Below are 15,264 nucleotides of genomic sequence, written 5' to 3' on the forward strand. Positions count from 1 at the left end.
ATGGTGGTGTTGCTTTGTCCTTGGTCCCATTCTATCCAGTCATCGGGTTTTCCGGTGGAAATTCAGGCCTGAGCGTAAGTGCAGAACCTGAAAGTAGTCTTAAATGAATCTATTCCCAGCAGGTCGCGAAGATATAGATTTGGTTACGGATTAGTAAGCGGGGCCGATTTCGGGCAGATTGCGGCAACTCGTATGGCAAGCTATGACAGCGGCTCCAAAATGTTTTGCGAGCCCAAAACCGAAAAAGTTTCACGGATTGGTATGTAGTGCAGTCAAGGTTCTTGCAGAAAATTCCGCGCCGAATTGGCGTTGTCGGAATTGCTGCCGCCCTCGTGATCGCCGCTGGTTGCGGCTTGAGCAATCGCGAGAGCTCCTTTGAGATGCCAACAAGCGCAAACGCCGAGTCCTTGAACCTGCCTAGTGCCACCGATGCTGGCGAACAGATCGGCATGGCAACGAAGCTGCCGATCTACTGGCTGGAAAATACGGATACCGGAGTGTTCCTGTATCGCGAGTATCTGCCGGATAACCGCCACAATGAACCCGTCGGCGACGCCATCTGGACCTTGCTGTCGGCCGAGCCTGCCGGACCGCATCGCTACACGCATCTGGGCGCATCTGACGAGATCGGCGTCTCGATGAGCAGCACCAACGTGATCACCTTGGATTTGCCCGCCAAGGTCTTCAGCGCACATCTTGATGAAGGCCTCTCGGAACGCTCGATCCAGCAGCTGGTCTTCACGGCAACGGCTGCAGCCTCCAGTTCCGGCCTTCTGGTGGGCGAAACTGCCCCGACGGTGAAGATCCTTGTTGATGGCCAGCCGAATGCTGACGTCTTTGACGGGTATCGGCTAAAAGACGTTTATGAGCGCAACCCCAAGTTCATGGCGCCGATCTGGATCGTGGATCCGCAGTACGGAACGGTACTGGCAGATGGCAAAGTGCGGATCAATGGACGAACGACCAAATTTGATATTGGAACCTTCTACTCCCTGCAGAAAAAAGACGCCGACGGCAAGCTCACGGTGATCACCGCGCAGAAGCAGGTGATCCCCGGAAAAATTGAAAAAAATGGCGCGTTCAGCATCAGCGAGCGGCTCTCCCCCGGTTCCTACCGGCTCACTTTCTGGGGCATGGAAACCGAATCGGATGCAAAAGTCGGCGAAGTGACTTCGGTCTTCACGGTTAAATAACCGGCGCTTGAACCGCTTTATTTTTCCCTGGAAACCAAAAATCCGCGGGCACCTTTCACAAGGTGCCCGCGGATAGCCATATTGGTCAGATTTCTCCAAGCAAATGCCGGATCAGTACCAGCGCTGCCGGTCCTGCCGTGGAAGCCCGCAATACGTGCTGGCCCAACAGGGCGGCATGCGCTCCAGCATCGGTGAATGACTCCAGTTCCGAATCGGAGATTCCCCCTTCAGGGCCGACGATCATCACAACCTTCTGCCCCTGTTCCGCCCCGGCAAGCCAGCCGGCGACATGCGCCGCCACCGGCTCCGTGGCCTGCTCGTGCAGCACCAGAACGAGTGCCCCAGCCTGGACATCCGCAGCAACAGCCTTCGCTAGTTCCTTGGAATGAACCGGTGCCAAAACCTCGGGCTCGAAAGCGCGACGCGATTGCTTCTGGGCTGAGCGGACCTGGGCCCGCCATTTGGCCAGGGCCTTATCCGTCTTGGCAGCATTCCAGCGCACGATCGACCGGTCAGCTTGCCACGGGCGCACCGCAAGCACTCCAAGTTCCACCGCTGACTCGACGGCTTGCAAATCACGTTCGCCCTTGGACAGCGCCTGCACCAGGGTGACCGGATGGTCGCTGCCCGTTTCCTGGGTGCATTCGAGCACCCTGGCGCGCAGCAGGTCCTTGCCGGTGCCCAGCACTTCGACAGTAAGGCGAAGTCCCTGGCCGTCGAGCAAGTCCAGGTGCTCGCCTGCTGCGACTCGTTTGACCGTCACCGCGTGATGGGCCTCTGGGCCGGAGAGCTCCAAGGTATCCCCCGGCACTGAGCTTCGTGCCAGTTCGGGGTCGATGACGAAGCTGTGGTTGCTCATGCTCAGCGCTGGTTCAGCTTGTCGCGCAGCCGCGAGAACATGCCGCCTGAATGCTCAACGCGTCCAGCGGTCATTTCCTCGCCTCGCAGCTTGGCCAGCTGCTCGAGCAGATCGCGCTGTGCAGCGTCCAGCTTGGTCGGAGTCTCCACCTGAAGATGCACGATGATGTCGCCGCGCTTGCCACCACGAAGGCGTGGCACGCCCAATCCTGGCAAGGTGACGGTGTCGCCGTCTTGCGCACCGGCCTCCACGTTGATCGGCTGTTCGCCGTCGAAGGTTTCCAGCTTGAGCTCGCAACCCAGTGCGGCTGCGGTCATCGGGAGGCTCATCTTGGCGTGCAGGTCGGTCTGCGCGCGTTCGAAGACCTTGTGGCGGCGCACGTCGACCTCGACAAACAGGTTGCCATTCGGTCCACCGCCGGGGCCTGCTTCGCCCTGGCCGCGCAGCTGGATGCGGGTGCCCGAATCGACACCTGCTGGAACATTCAGCGACTTCGAGACATGCTCGCGCACGCGTCCTTCGCCGTTGCACTCCAAGCATGGGTCCGGAATGGTCGTGCCGAAGCCGCGGCAGGCCGCACAGGTCTCCACCGTCATCATCTGGCCGAGGAAGGAGCGGACCGGCCGCTGCACCTGTCCGGCACCGTGGCAGATATCGCAGGTGACCGGGCTGGTGCCCTCGCGGGTGCACGTGCCGTTGCAGGTCTTGCAGGTGACTGCGGTTTCCATCTCCAGCGGGTAGACGGTGCCCTTGACCGCGTCTTCCAAGTCGATCGTGATGGTGATCAGCGCGTCGCGGCCCGGCTGGGTACGAGATGCCGGGCCCTGGGCCTGGCCGCCGCCGAAGAACTGCTCGAAGATGTCGCCGAACCCGCCGAAGCCTTGGCCGCCGCCGCCAAAGCCCGGGTGGCCGTTGCCGTTCTCATCGCCAGTTGCATCGTAGTTCGAGCGCTTGGTCTGGTCGGAAAGAACCTCGTAAGCGCGGGTCACAAGCTTAAACTGCTCTGCGGCGTCCTCGCTTGGATTCACATCCGGGTGCAGTTTGCGTGCCAGCTTCCGGTAGGCACTCTTGATTTCCTGAGGGGTCGCGTCCTTGGCAACGCCCAGGGTCTCGTAATGCGAGCTCACGTTATTCGCCGTGTCCTTTCCTAAAAATGCAAAATTCAAAAATGCTAAGCGTATCGCCAGCGAAGCTAGTGCGCCAAAATCTTTGACAGGTAGCGGGCTACTGCCCGCACCGAGGCCATCGATGTTGGATAGTTCATGCGGGTCGGGCCGAGCACACCCAGCTTGTTGCGCACGTCGGCTCCGTAGGTCGTGGCAATCACCGCGGCCTCCGAGAGCTGCCCGTAGTGATGCTCGGTGCCGATGGCCACCGCCACGCCGCGCGAGTCCGCCTCCAGCTCGGAGAAGAGCTTGAGCAGCACGACCTGTTCTTCGAGGGCCTCGAGCACCGGGGTGATGGTCAGCGGGAAGTCGCCTTCCACGCGGGCCAAGTTGGCTGTTCCAGACATGATGATGCGCTGGGTATTGGCTGCCTGGGCCATTTCTTCCAAGGCGTGCAATACGCTGTCTACCAATGGCTCGGATTGCTGCTGCGGGTTCAGCCCGGCGCGGGTCAGCTTGCCGCTCAGATCGGCGAGCTGGACTCCCTCGAAACTATTGAGCAGCCACAGCTTCAGGTCGGCCAATTCGGCATCCGAGTACAAGCGCGCAACGGCCATCATGCGCTGGTCCACGGTGCCGTTGGAGGCAATCATGACCATCAGCACCTGGGAGCTGCCCAAGCTGAGCAGTTCGAGGTTCTTCAGCGACGCGGTGTCGTAGTGCGGCACCTGGATCATCGCCACCTGATTGGTCAGCCTGGCCAAGAGCCGAACAGTGCTCTTGAGCATCTCATCCAGGTCGGTGGAGTCATCCAGGATCTTGTTGATGGCATCGCGTTCTGCCCTGGACAGCGGCTTGAGCTCGCCAATCTCATCGACAAAACGGCGATAGCCCTTTTCGGTCGGAATACGGCCAGATGAGGTGTGAGGGGCAGCAATCAGGCCCTCTTCTTCCAGCAAGGCCATGTCATTTCGGATCGTGGCCGCACTGACGCCAAGATTGTGCCGATCGAGCAGCGCCTTGGAACCAACCGGTTCACGCGACTGGACGTAGTCTTCCACGATGGCGCGCAAAACATCCAAACGCCGAAGCTCACTCACAACGCCACCTCCTTGGCATCCCTATCAGAAGGGTTTGGCACTCTAACCTTTCAAGTGCCAAGTCTAATACGTTCAACGGTTGCTAGCATTGGATTTCGAGCGTATTCGATCACAGCGAAAGGCAGTACGTGGCTAATTACTCCTGGGGACCGCAAGATCTCAGTGCCCCGGCACAGAAAAAACTCCGCCAGGTACCCATCGAACGCGGCATGGTTCTGGAAGATGCCACCTCAGGCTGGGTTGGCGAAGTCACGCGTACCGAGAAGTCGGGCGGCATGCGCATCATCGTGCTGGAGGACCGCCATGGCAAGACGCGCTCGTTCCAGGCCGGTTTCGGATTCTATCTCGAAGGCGAACCCGTCGAGATGGTTGATCCGGTAGCCAAAGCCGCGCAGCCCAAGACCATGGTCTCCGCTTCTGGCTCCCGGGCGGTCACCGGATTGAAGGCCCGCCAGGCACGCGCCAGCCGAATCTGGGTGGAAGGCAAGCACGATGCAGAACTCGTGGAAAAGGTTTGGGGCCACGACCTGCGTGTTGAGGGGATCGTTGTTGAACCACTGCACGGTGTTGACGACCTGGCCGGAGCCATCCGCGATTTTGCCCCTTCTCCCGAACGCCGCCTTGGCATCCTCGTTGACCACCTCGTGGCCGGCACCAAAGAGGCCCGTATTGCCGCCGAGGCCATGAAGGTCCCCGGCGCAGCACAGAACGTCCTGATTCTCGGGCACCCGTATATCGACGTCTGGCAAGCGATCAAGCCGTCGACGCTCGGAATCAAGGCCTGGCCTGTCATCCCCAAGGGTACCGACTGGAAAACCGGTGTGCTCCGCGCCTTTGGCTGGCCGCACGAATCTGCCGAGGACATCGGCATCGGCTGGCAGCGGATCCTGTCCACGGTCTCGCACTATGGGCAGCTGGAACCACAGCTTTTGGGAAGAATAGAAGAATTGATCGATTTTCTGACCACCGAAGATTACGGTTTCCTAACAATTGACCAATAGCTGGACTTTAGCCCGGTAATCAAGCCTCTGCGTGAACCGAGCCAGCTATGATGGAGAAGAAACCAGCCACAGCAAGACAAGGGAAAATAGTGACTTCACGCCAGACGCAGTCATCGGAGAATTCGCGCTTCGAAGGATCGCGAACCGCTGCGTTGCCGCTGACTCCAACCGAGGACCGGCAATGGTCGACCATGGCCCACTTCGGCGCCATTCTCGGCTGCATTCCGTCTGCCATTATTTTTGCGGTTTTCCGCGACCGGGGCGCATTCACCGCCCAGGAATCCAAGGAAGCCTTCAACTTCACTTTCCCGCTCACCATTCTGGCCATTGCGCTGAACGTCTGCACGATCCTGCCCGGCATCGGCTGGCTTTTCTCCGTGCTTGCCGTGGCCCTGTGGGTTTACATGACGGTTTCAGGCGCCCTTGCCGCTATCCAAGCTAACAAGGGACGCCCCTACCGCTACAAGTTCAATCTTCGCCTGATGAAGTAGCAGTTCTACCCAGGTCTAGAAATCGAGCAATTCTCGCACCACGAGGTCGGCTAGCAGCCGGCCTCGTTGCGTTAACACCAAGGTGCCGGCAAAAGCCGCCTTGGCATCAATCAGTTCATCAGCAATCAGCCCCGCGACCTTGGTGCGCCCGGTGGCATCGAGCTCACTGATTTGCATGCCGGAACTCAGGCGGGTCAACAGCATCGTTCGCTCCAGTTGGACAGCCTGGGCATCGGGGTACTCTCGGCCGTGTCCGGGAGAGATCCCTGCATCAATGCGCTGCTGATACGCAGCTGGATGCTTCACATTCCACCAGCGCAGGCCGCCGACGTGCGAATGGGCGCCAGGTCCTGCGCCCCACCAATCGCCGCCCTTCCAATACGCAATATTGTGCTGGCAGGCGTTGGCTGGAGTCTTGGCCCAATTGCTCACTTCGTACCAGGAGAAACCGGCGGCAGCGAACATCTCATCAGCCATCTGGTATTTCTCGGCATGGTCATCATCGTCGATATTGGGAACCTCGCCACGGCGGATTTGCGCAGCAAGCTTGGTTCCCTCTTCGATGATCAGCGCATAGGCGGAAATATGGTCCGGCTCGTAGCTCAGCGCCGCTTCGATGCTCATGCGCCAATCTTCCAGGCTCTCCCCCGGAGTGCCGTAGATCAGATCGACGCTGACTTCAAGGCCGGCTTCGCGAGCCCATGCCACAGCCTGGAGTACCCGCTTGGGGTCATGGGTTCGTTCCAGGACCTTGAGCACATGGGGCACAGCAGACTGCATCCCGAAGGAAACACGGGTGAATCCGCCGTCGGCCAGTCCTTGCAAGCTCTCGCGGGTCACCGAATCGGGGTTGGCCTCGGTAGTGATTTCCGCGCCCGGCTTCAGGCCGAAGTCCCGGCGAATCTGACCGAGCACCGATACCAAGTCGCCGGCGGGCAATAGCGTCGGAGTGCCGCCGCCAAAGAAGACGGTTTCAATTTCCCGGTGCGGCTGGCCCGAGCGGTCCATCACCTCGCGGGCAAAGCTGATTTCCTTGCTCACCGTGGCAGCATAGGTCGCCTGGCTCGAGCCCGAACCCAGCTCGGTGGCGGTGTACGTATTGAAATCGCAGTACCCGCAGCGCACCGTGCAGAACGGAATATGGACATAAAAGGACATGGTCCGCCCCTGGGCCTCATGCGCGCATGAGGCCGGGAGCAGACCATCGGCCGGAGCCGGATCGCCGTCAGGCAGTACTGATGGCATTTACTTCTTTTTCGGCTCGTCGGTGGACAGGGCTGCGATGAAGGCTTCCTGCGGAACTTCCACGCGGCCAACCATCTTCATGCGCTTCTTGCCTTCCTTCTGCTTCTCCAGCAGCTTGCGCTTGCGGCTGATATCGCCGCCGTAGCACTTGGCCAGCACGTCCTTGCGGATCGCGCGGATGTTCTCGCGGGCGATGATGCGCGAACCGATGGCAGCCTGGATCGGCACCTCGAACTGCTGGCGGGGAATCAATTCGCGCAGCTTCGAGGTCATCATGGTGCCGTACGAGTACGCCTTGTCCCGGTGGGTGATCGCGGAAAACGCATCCACCTGGTCGCCCTGCAACAAGATATCGACCTTGACCAGATCGGCAACCTGCTCGCCATCGGCCTTCCAGTCCAGCGAGGCGTAGCCGCGGGTCTTGGACTTGAGCTGGTCGAAGAAGTCGAACACGATTTCAGCCAACGGCAGGTGGTAGCGCATCTCCACGCGGTCCTCGGAGAGGTAGTCCATGCCGCGCATGGTGCCGCGCCGGGCCTGGCACAATTCCATGACCGCGCCAATGAATTCGCTCGGAGCAAGAATGGTGGCGGCCACCATCGGCTCGTGCACTTCCAGGATCTTTCCGTCCGGGAACTCCGAAGGGTTGGTCACGGTGATCATCTGCTTGTCTTCGCCCATGACCTCGTACACCACGTTCGGCGCGGTGGAAATCAAATCCAGATTGAACTCGGACTCCAGGCGCTGCCGGGTGATTTCCAGGTGCAATAGGCCCAGGAAGCCCACGCGGAAGCCGAAGCCCAAGGCGACAGACGTTTCCGGCTCGTAGGTCAGGGCGGCGTCGTTGAGCTGCAGCTTGTCCAGCGCATCACGCAGTACCGGGTAATCGGTGCCGTCCATCGGGTACAGGCCCGAGAACACCATTGGCTTGGCTTCTTCGTAGCCGCCCAATGACTCGCTGGCAGGCTTCAGGTAGTTGGTGACGGTATCGCCCACCTTGGACTGGCGAACGTCCTTGACACCGGTGATCAGGTAGCCCACTTCGCCAACGCCCAGGCCCTTGGTGGGCTCCGGGTTTGGCGAGGATACGCCGATTTCCAGCAGTTCGTGGGTGGTGCCGGTGGACATCATCTGGATCTTCTCGCGAGGAGACAGCTTGCCATCGACAACACGCACATAGGTCACCACACCTCGGTAGGTGTCGTACACCGAGTCGAAGATCATGGCGCGCGCTGGCGCTTTGGCATCGCCGACAGGCGGTGGAAGCTGCTTGATGACCTCATCGAGCAGCGCCTCGACGCCTTCGCCGGTCTTGCCCGATACCTTGAGCACCTCATCTGGCTCGCAGCCAATCAGGTTGGCCAGTTCGGCGGCGTATTTTTCAGGCTGCGCGTTGGGAAGGTCGATCTTGTTCAGCACCGGGATGATGGTCAAGTCGCCCTCAATAGCGAGGTACAGGTTCGCGAGGGTCTGGGCCTCGATTCCCTGGGCGGCGTCGACTAGCAGGATGGCGCCTTCGCAGGCGGCCAGGGAACGCGACACCTCATAGGTGAAGTCAACGTGACCCGGGGTGTCGATCATGTTCAGCGCGTAGGCGGTCCCATCTTCGGACTCCCATGGCATGCGAACTGCCTGGGACTTGATGGTGATGCCGCGTTCGCGCTCAATATCCATGCGATCCAGATATTGGGCCTTCATGTCGCGGGCCGAGACAACGCCGGTCAACTGCAGCATGCGGTCGGCCAAGGTCGACTTGCCATGGTCGATATGGGCGATGATGCAGAAGTTACGGATAAGCGACGGATCGGTCGCGGCAGGCACCTGAGCGGTGCGGGCCAATGGAGACACCTAAACAGACCTCACTAGCTGACTAAAAGACGTAGTTGGATTAGCCTCCATTCTGTCATGGTTTCCGAGTCATCACGTATTTCGGCCATCGGCAGCTGGTAGTTTGTCGTTCATGGCAGTGAATCCAGAGAAGATACTTAGACTCGTGATGCGCGTGTTCAAGCAGATCAATGCGACACGCTCCCGTACCGCAGGAAATAGCGGCGCCGGGAATTCTGGCTCGCGGAGCACCCCTCGTGCCTCGTCTGGGCGCGGGAGCAACGCCGGCGCATCGGCTGCGGGCGGCTATCCGGGCGATTTCCGCGGGGCGATCAACTATGAGTACCAGCCGTCATTGGACGGCAACGCCGATCCGGGCGAAATCGTCTGGGGCTGGGTGCCATATGAAGAGGACCACTCCCAGGGCAAGGACCGTCCGGTGCTGATTGTCGGTCGAGACCGCGGCTGGCTTCTTGGCCTCATGCTTACGAGCAAGGACAAGAACAACTCAAGCCACCGGAATCCCGACTACATGGATATCGGGACCGGGAGCTGGGATCGGGAACGGCGTCCCAGCGAAGTAAAGCTGGATCGCATCATTCGCCTCAACGACCAGTCCATTCGCCGCGAAGGGGCCATCTTGGACCGGGAACGCTTCTCAAATGTGGTGAACGCCCTAAACGAACGAGCCTAAGTACTCGTTGTTGGGCCCCGTGTCTGATAAAGTTAATCCTTGTGTGTTGCGCAGGTTGGGCAACACGCCCCCTTCGGGTCGCCATAGGTGCCCCACACCGCTCAGTCGATGGCCTGAAGGATGAACCCTCTACCGACCGTATAAAACGATAAACGAGAGAGTTTATTAAAGTGGCTAACATCAAGTCCCAGAAGAAGCGTATCCTGACTAACGAAAAGGCACGTCTGCGTAACGTAGCTGTCCGTTCCGAGGTTAAGACCGTAATCCGCAACGTCAACGAGGCAGTAGCCGCCGGTGACAAGGATAAGGCAACCGAGGCATTGCGCCTGGCTGGCAAGAAGCTCGACAAGGCTGTAAGCAAGGGTGTTCTGCACAAGAACAACGCTGCAAACCGCAAGTCGGCAATTGCCAAGAAGGTTAGCGCCCTCTAAGCCAAGCTTAGACTTCATCATCTCCCCCGCATCCATTGGGTGCGGGGGTTTTGTGTTGCCAGCGGCAGTGGTACAGGAAATTTCCGTTGAATCGGCTCCGGCTAGTCGACGAGGTCATCCGATGCTCAATGCCGGATACTGCTGCGGACCGGAATCCCGTGTGGCTTTGAGCGCTGATCGATGTACCAGGCCGCTGCCCGCCGAACTGCCAATTTGAACGGAATAGCCGGAGCCAGCCATGCCACGCCCTGCGGTGCAGAACACGTTGGCAGGCTCCGGCCAGATCCCGGAACTTCTGCTTATAAAGCGTCAGCCGTTGTACGAGTTGGTGAAGCCAGTTGCGATGCGAGTGCCATTGGTGACTGCTGGCAGCGCGTCGGGAGTTGATTTGCTGACGTAGTAGAGCCACACATCGCCGGCCTTTGTGGTGGCGAGCAGCGGAGCGGTTCGTGTCCGATTTCCATTGGCATCAGTGCAGTTGCCAACGGAGAAGGAAACGAAGTTCTGCCACGTGGAGGAGCGAACAACTTTTGAGGACCAGTTCGTCGGCGTTGCCCGGGGAATGGTGTATTCCAGCAACCGGCCGTCCGAGGCGTTGGACAGGAAAATATCCGCTTGGTCGCCGTTGGACAGGGTCTTGGTCATCCAGTAGCTGAATCCCTTCAACGGCCACCAGCCGCGAGGGGAAACTTGGACCCTGCCGAACATGTTAGCTGTCGCTTGCGACTGCGTGTACCGGTAGAGCGCACCCTGATCGGTGATGGCGTAGGTGTAGGTGACACCGGTGGCAGAGTCGTACTTGTCGGTCACGACAACGTCGGTCATGGTGCGGATTCCAGCCCACGTGTTATTGACTACGGTTGATTCATAGCCGTCCACCACATAGAGGGTGCCGTCGGGATTGGTCGCATACAACAGGGAATCATAGCCATTTTTCTCGACAAGCGCTTTCGGGTTGAATCCCAAGTTCGTGTGGTGGACTGGATTCAGATTAACGAAGGCGTCCACGCCTGGACCACCTTCATTCGAGCCTGGCCAGTAGGCGTATTGCACTCCCCTGAGAAGGCCGGGGAACTCTGGATCCCCGCGCTTCATGTCTGCGTTGCAGGTCAGTCCCGCCGGGCCTTCGGGTGCAGGCTCGTAGGCCGAGGCGGGGGCGGACAGGGTTGCGGCCAGCGCAAGAGCTGACAAGGCTCCAGCGGCGATTTTTGCGAGTGATCGTCGATTAATCATGCTGTTAGTATAAACTGCGCTGCAGGAAACTGCGGACTCCAGCATCGACCTTTTATGCAACGACTAGAAGATTGCGAGGTGGATCCAAGTTTGCTGGCACACTACGCCAGCGCATCTCCAGGGCATTGTTCTATGTTTTTGGTGCTTTTTCGGAAATGAACAGGATGGCATGCTCCAAGGCGTAACCTGGCGATCGGCTTCCGCCCTTGACCATCCGGTCCGTGTTCGCGATTTCTTCAATGCACAGGGCCAGGTCGCTGCGTTTCCAGCCGCGAGCCTGTTGCTGCGCTTGCTGAACTTGCCACGGGGCCATCCCCAGTTCGGAGGCCAGCGTCGCAGCTGGCTCATTCACTCCGAGAACCTTGGCGAGCTGGCGCACTTTCATTGCCAGGGTCGCCACAATGGGAATCGGATCCGTTCCGGTACCCAGTGAATGCCTCAACGTTCGCAGGGCGGCCTGTGCATTGCCGGAAATTGCGGCATCAGCGACTTTAAAAGCCGTCGCCTCGACGCGGCCGCCGTAGTAGCGATCAACCATGTCCTGGTCAATCGTGCCTGTGGTGTCCTGAATGAGCTGCGAGCAGCTCGAGCCAAGCTCGGCCAAAGAGTTGCCTACCGCAGCGACGAGGGCTTTCACCGCGTCGTTCGTGATCCGGCGCTTCGCTGCCTTCATTTCGGCCTGGACGAAGTCGATCTTCTCCGCGTCTTTTTTCACCGGTTGGCAATTCACGATCAATGCGCCAGCCGCTTTAATCGCATCAATGAGCTTCTTGCCACGGGTACCACCCGAGTAATGCATGATCAAGACATTTTCGGGCGCCTGGTCCTTGAGATAACTGGTGGCATCTTTCAAGAAGTACTCGTTCATCTGGGCGAGCTCGTGAACTTCCACCAGATTGGCGCTGGAGAACAACGAGGAACTGGTAGCCAGCAAAAGCTCCCCCGGCTCATATTTGGATGCGTCGAGCCGTGTGACCTCGATATCCTCACGCTGGGAGGCTTGCGAACGGAGCAGCTCGAAAGCTCGGGACGCCAGGTAATCTTCTGAACCGGTGAGCAAAATCAGCGGTTGCGGCGTGAGTTCTCGCCATGAGATCCCTGGATTGGCTTGGGCGCGTGCCATCGAGCTCCTTAGTGCTTCGGTCGATATATCGATCCTACCGAACTGGCGAACCCATGGCAGTACTCAGAACCCCTTGCTCGGTAAATGTGAGAAGCACCGTACCTGACTGGTCAGTCCTGAAGACGCGGGCTCCAACCTCTTGAGCGGCCCGCAGGGTTTCCGGATGCGGATGGCCATAGGAATTGTCCTTGCCCGCAGAAACCAAGAGCACCTGGGGCGATATGGATTTGATGATCTGAGTTCCGCCATTTCGGGCTCCGTGATGCGAGGCCTTGAGAATCGCGGCAGGCGGCTGCGGGGATTTTCGCAACAGCGCGGCCATCGCCTCGGTCTCCATGTCTCCGGCGGAAAAATAGTCGATGTCCCCATTGTGCGTATGGAACCTAAAACGGATCACGAGCGACGTGTCATTGGGTTCCGCGCTCCTGGCCGCCACGGTCTCCGGACCGATCACGTGATAGTCCACGGTCCCGAAGGCCTGGCCATCTCCCTGCTCGACCACTTGGGCCCCGGGCCACCGGTCGATTTCGAAACCGGCAGAGACCAGCCGCTGGCCAATTTTGATTCCCGACTCCTCCACGGCTTCGATTCCTCCCAAATGGTCGGCGTGGGAATGGGTAACAAAGATGATGGGCAGCGCGGTGATATCCAGCCTGCGCAGGCACTGGACGACGTTTCCGTCCGGAGGACCCGCATCTATCAGCCATCCCTGGTTCTCCCCCACATTGATAACGACGGCGTCGCCTTGGCCGACATCGCACATGGCGATATTCCAGTTGCTGCCAACCGGCGCGCGATAAAACATCGTCGCCGGCACGATCAATGCCGCGGCAAAGACGAGGACAGCACCGAGAATGCCTAATGAAACCTGTCGCACGCGAACATGTTCTGTCTCGCGCCCCGCGATCAAGAGGATGCAAAGCACGGCAGCCAGCATGATGGCCAGGACGATTCCAAAGGCGCCAGCAGGCCATGGCCTGGCCGCACCCGGCAGGCCAGCGGAAAACTGCGCGATGCGGCCAATGAGCTCGGCTGGGAGCCCCGGGATCCACAGCAGGGCATGGGCCACGGACGGCAATGGGGTGCAAAGCAGCAAACACGCCATCCCGACCGCGGTAATCAACGGGAGCAATGGTGCAACCAGCAGATTTGCGGGCAATGAATAGAGGCTGAAATTGCTGTTCAACGCAATAACCACCGGCAGGCAGGTAAATTGTGCTGCGCAGCAAATAGCAGTCAGTTCAGCCAGCCACGAAGGCAGGAATTGCCCAAAAATTTCGGTGAGCGCCGGTGTCAGCATGATGATGCCAAGGGTGGCCAGGACCGACAGGGCAAAAGCCGGTTCGGCTCCCAATCCCGGATCAATCAGCAGCAAGATGGTCGCGCTCAAAGACAGGATCCCCAACGAGGCCTGGCCCCGGCCGGCGAGCAGCGAGAGGACTGCAATGCTGCCCATCAAGCTTGCTCTCAGGACGCTGGGATCCGGCCCGACGAACCAGGTGAAAAGCCACGCTGCGCCAATCATCAACAATGTGCTTGGCGCCCTGGGAATCTGGAACAGCCGAAGCAGGGCCAGGGCGATTGCGGCCAGCAATGCAATATTTGATCCGCTGACCGCGGTGAGGTGGCTCAGGCCGCTGGTCTTCATCGCATCAGACAATGCCTCGTCCTGGCCTTCTCGATCGCCATAGAGCATGCCCGGCAGCAGGGCCCGGGCGTTGCCCGGCAAATGGTTCAGGGCCAGCGAAAACCGCTGCTTCAAATGATCGGCAGCATTCGGTTCGGCCTCGGAAAGCACCTTCGGTTCGCTGGCCGCCCGCGCCCACCAGTTGAAGGATCCGGCATCCGCCGGGTCAAGGCTGACAACGCTCTCGAAGGAAGCGGCATGATCCGGCAGCGGGTACGGCACGCTCAAATACACCGGTATCTCGCATTGCACCCACGCATCATCCTGCCAGTAGCGCTCGATTGTTGCCTTGCCCTTGCGCACTCCTTCCGGGTCAGGCGCCCCGGCCTGCTCAAAACTGAGCACGGCGCGGCGCTGATGCTCCTGGTCCTCGGGGAGAACGCATTCGGTCCGGGTCAAGCCCAGCGAGGCCACCGCCAGCAGCCCAAGCAGGAAAACGATGGGGCCGGTGAACCACGGTGCGGCCTGTGCGCCGTCATGGCGTTCCCGAAGCAGCAGGGCCAGCAGCAGTGCCAGCAGGCCAATGAACACCCAGAGCAGCAGCCCAGGCATGGTGAAGTAGGCAGCGATCCAGGCCCCTGCGAGCAGCCACAGGCCGCGAAAGTCGGTGTTCATGGGACCACCAATTCGGTGAGTTTTTCCAGCATGGCCGGGCCGATCCCGGACACCGCGTCAAGTTCCGCGACCGAGGTGAAGGGGCCGTTCTCGGTCCGGAAGTCGATGATCCGCTCGGCCAAGGCAGGGCCGATGCCGGGGAGCTCCTGCAGCGTTTGCGCGTCGGCAGTGCTGATCGAGATTTTCGCCGCCTCGGTGGGCGCCGGGGCGTTCTGCCCTGTGGCAGCGCTGCTGCCGCCGGGCAGGATCACTTGCTGGCCATCTACGAGCTTGGCAGCCAGATTGACCAGCTCGGGGTGGGCATCCTTGGCCAGCCCGCCAGCCTTTTTCACCGCGTCGGTGATGCGCGAGCCTTCTGGCAGGTCATAGACGCCGGGCTTCTTGACCGCTCCAACAACATGCACGGTCACCTGCGGTCCGGGCCGGTGGCCCGGGCTGGAAGGGCTTCCGGCCGGGGCGCTGGTGCTCGAGGGCCCGGATTCAAGTGGAATCGCCGCCAATTGCTCGCTGGCCGGCGGCGGAGCCAAAAGTATCGAGATGCCGATCCAGCCGAGCACGACCAGGACAAGGGCAAGCACCGCCACGCGCGAGATTGCAAACCTGACACGACCGGGGCGTGGCGCGTACTTGCTGAAAAAATCGTGGCGGCCCATGCGCCA

General features: G+C 60.0%; 14 protein-coding genes. 5 read left to right on the forward strand and 9 right to left on the reverse strand.

Going from position 1 to position 15,264, the window contains the following annotated elements; all coding sequences use genetic code 11:
• The first annotated feature begins 281 nt into the window (after nucleotides 1–281).
• The gene (locus tag AOZ07_RS08670) at nucleotides 282–1,193 is read left to right on the forward strand and encodes a GerMN domain-containing protein (protein ID WP_060701631.1); all 912 of its coding nucleotides are present in this window, start codon (nucleotides 282–284) and stop codon (nucleotides 1,191–1,193) included.
• Nucleotides 1,194–1,278: 85 nt separating this feature from the next.
• Here the strand turns inward: AOZ07_RS08670 and AOZ07_RS08675 are convergent, their stop codons facing one another.
• The 3 genes from AOZ07_RS08675 to hrcA all read right to left on the reverse strand — a co-directional run bounded on the left by AOZ07_RS08675 (nucleotide 1,279) and on the right by hrcA (nucleotide 4,258).
• Nucleotides 1,279–2,052, reverse strand: coding sequence for a 16S rRNA (uracil(1498)-N(3))-methyltransferase (locus AOZ07_RS08675; protein WP_060701632.1), 774 nt, complete (start codon nucleotides 2,050–2,052; stop codon nucleotides 1,279–1,281).
• 2 nt (nucleotides 2,053–2,054) lie between these two features.
• On the reverse strand, nucleotides 2,055–3,179 hold the full coding sequence (dnaJ, locus tag AOZ07_RS08680; RefSeq protein ID WP_060701633.1) for a molecular chaperone DnaJ: 1,125 nt from the start codon (nucleotides 3,177–3,179) through the stop codon (nucleotides 2,055–2,057).
• Nucleotides 3,180–3,244: 65 nt separating this feature from the next.
• A complete protein-coding gene (hrcA, locus tag AOZ07_RS08685; protein WP_060701634.1) occupies nucleotides 3,245–4,258 on the reverse strand; it encodes a heat-inducible transcriptional repressor HrcA in 1,014 nt (337 codons plus the stop codon).
• Between the two features lie 128 nt (nucleotides 4,259–4,386).
• Between hrcA and AOZ07_RS08690 the strand changes: the two genes are divergently transcribed.
• Nucleotides 4,387–5,259, forward strand: coding sequence for a DUF3097 domain-containing protein (locus AOZ07_RS08690; protein ID WP_060701635.1), 873 nt, complete (start codon nucleotides 4,387–4,389; stop codon nucleotides 5,257–5,259).
• A gap of 89 nt (nucleotides 5,260–5,348) precedes the next feature.
• Nucleotides 5,349–5,750: a DUF4870 domain-containing protein gene (locus AOZ07_RS08695; RefSeq protein ID WP_084793192.1), complete on the forward strand. Its 402-nt coding sequence runs from the start codon at nucleotides 5,349–5,351 to the stop codon at nucleotides 5,748–5,750.
• A gap of 15 nt (nucleotides 5,751–5,765) precedes the next feature.
• Here AOZ07_RS08695 and hemW read toward each other — a convergent pair whose 3' ends face one another.
• Together hemW and lepA are read right to left on the reverse strand one after the other, a co-directional pair.
• Nucleotides 5,766–6,995, reverse strand: a complete 1,230-nt coding sequence (gene hemW / locus AOZ07_RS08700; protein WP_060701636.1) for a radical SAM family heme chaperone HemW — start codon at nucleotides 6,993–6,995, stop codon at nucleotides 5,766–5,768.
• Nucleotides 6,996–8,843, reverse strand: a complete 1,848-nt coding sequence (gene lepA / locus AOZ07_RS08705) for a translation elongation factor 4 (protein ID WP_060701637.1) — start codon at nucleotides 8,841–8,843, stop codon at nucleotides 6,996–6,998. It abuts the gene before it with no gap.
• 112 nt (nucleotides 8,844–8,955) lie between these two features.
• Here lepA and AOZ07_RS08710 point away from each other — a divergent pair, with 112 nt between their 5' ends.
• Both AOZ07_RS08710 and rpsT read left to right on the forward strand, forming a co-directional pair.
• A complete protein-coding gene (locus AOZ07_RS08710) occupies nucleotides 8,956–9,516 on the forward strand; it encodes a type II toxin-antitoxin system PemK/MazF family toxin (protein WP_060701638.1) in 561 nt (186 codons plus the stop codon).
• 170 nt (nucleotides 9,517–9,686) lie between these two features.
• A complete protein-coding gene (rpsT, locus tag AOZ07_RS08715) occupies nucleotides 9,687–9,947 on the forward strand; it encodes a 30S ribosomal protein S20 (protein WP_022875164.1) in 261 nt (86 codons plus the stop codon).
• A gap of 309 nt (nucleotides 9,948–10,256) precedes the next feature.
• On the opposite strand, the gene AOZ07_RS08720 is transcribed toward rpsT, so the two are convergent.
• From AOZ07_RS08720 to AOZ07_RS08735, 4 genes are all read right to left on the reverse strand, one after another.
• Nucleotides 10,257–11,180: a hypothetical protein gene (locus AOZ07_RS08720; RefSeq protein ID WP_194943847.1), complete on the reverse strand. Its 924-nt coding sequence runs from the start codon at nucleotides 11,178–11,180 to the stop codon at nucleotides 10,257–10,259.
• A gap of 130 nt (nucleotides 11,181–11,310) precedes the next feature.
• Complete coding sequence (gene holA, locus AOZ07_RS08725; protein WP_060701640.1) at nucleotides 11,311–12,303, reverse strand: DNA polymerase III subunit delta; 993 nt, start codon at nucleotides 12,301–12,303, stop codon at nucleotides 11,311–11,313.
• A 34-nt stretch (nucleotides 12,304–12,337) separates the two neighbouring features.
• Nucleotides 12,338–14,605, reverse strand: coding sequence for a ComEC/Rec2 family competence protein (locus AOZ07_RS08730; RefSeq protein WP_060701641.1), 2,268 nt, complete (start codon nucleotides 14,603–14,605; stop codon nucleotides 12,338–12,340).
• Nucleotides 14,602–15,258, reverse strand: coding sequence for a ComEA family DNA-binding protein (locus AOZ07_RS08735; RefSeq protein ID WP_060701642.1), 657 nt, complete (start codon nucleotides 15,256–15,258; stop codon nucleotides 14,602–14,604). Before AOZ07_RS08735 ends, AOZ07_RS08730 begins: the two co-directional genes overlap by 4 nt.
• Nucleotides 15,259–15,264: the final 6 nt, after the last annotated feature.

The organism is Glutamicibacter halophytocola (assembly GCF_001302565.1).
GTDB classification, from domain to species: Bacteria; Actinomycetota; Actinomycetes; order Actinomycetales; family Micrococcaceae; genus Glutamicibacter; species Glutamicibacter halophytocola.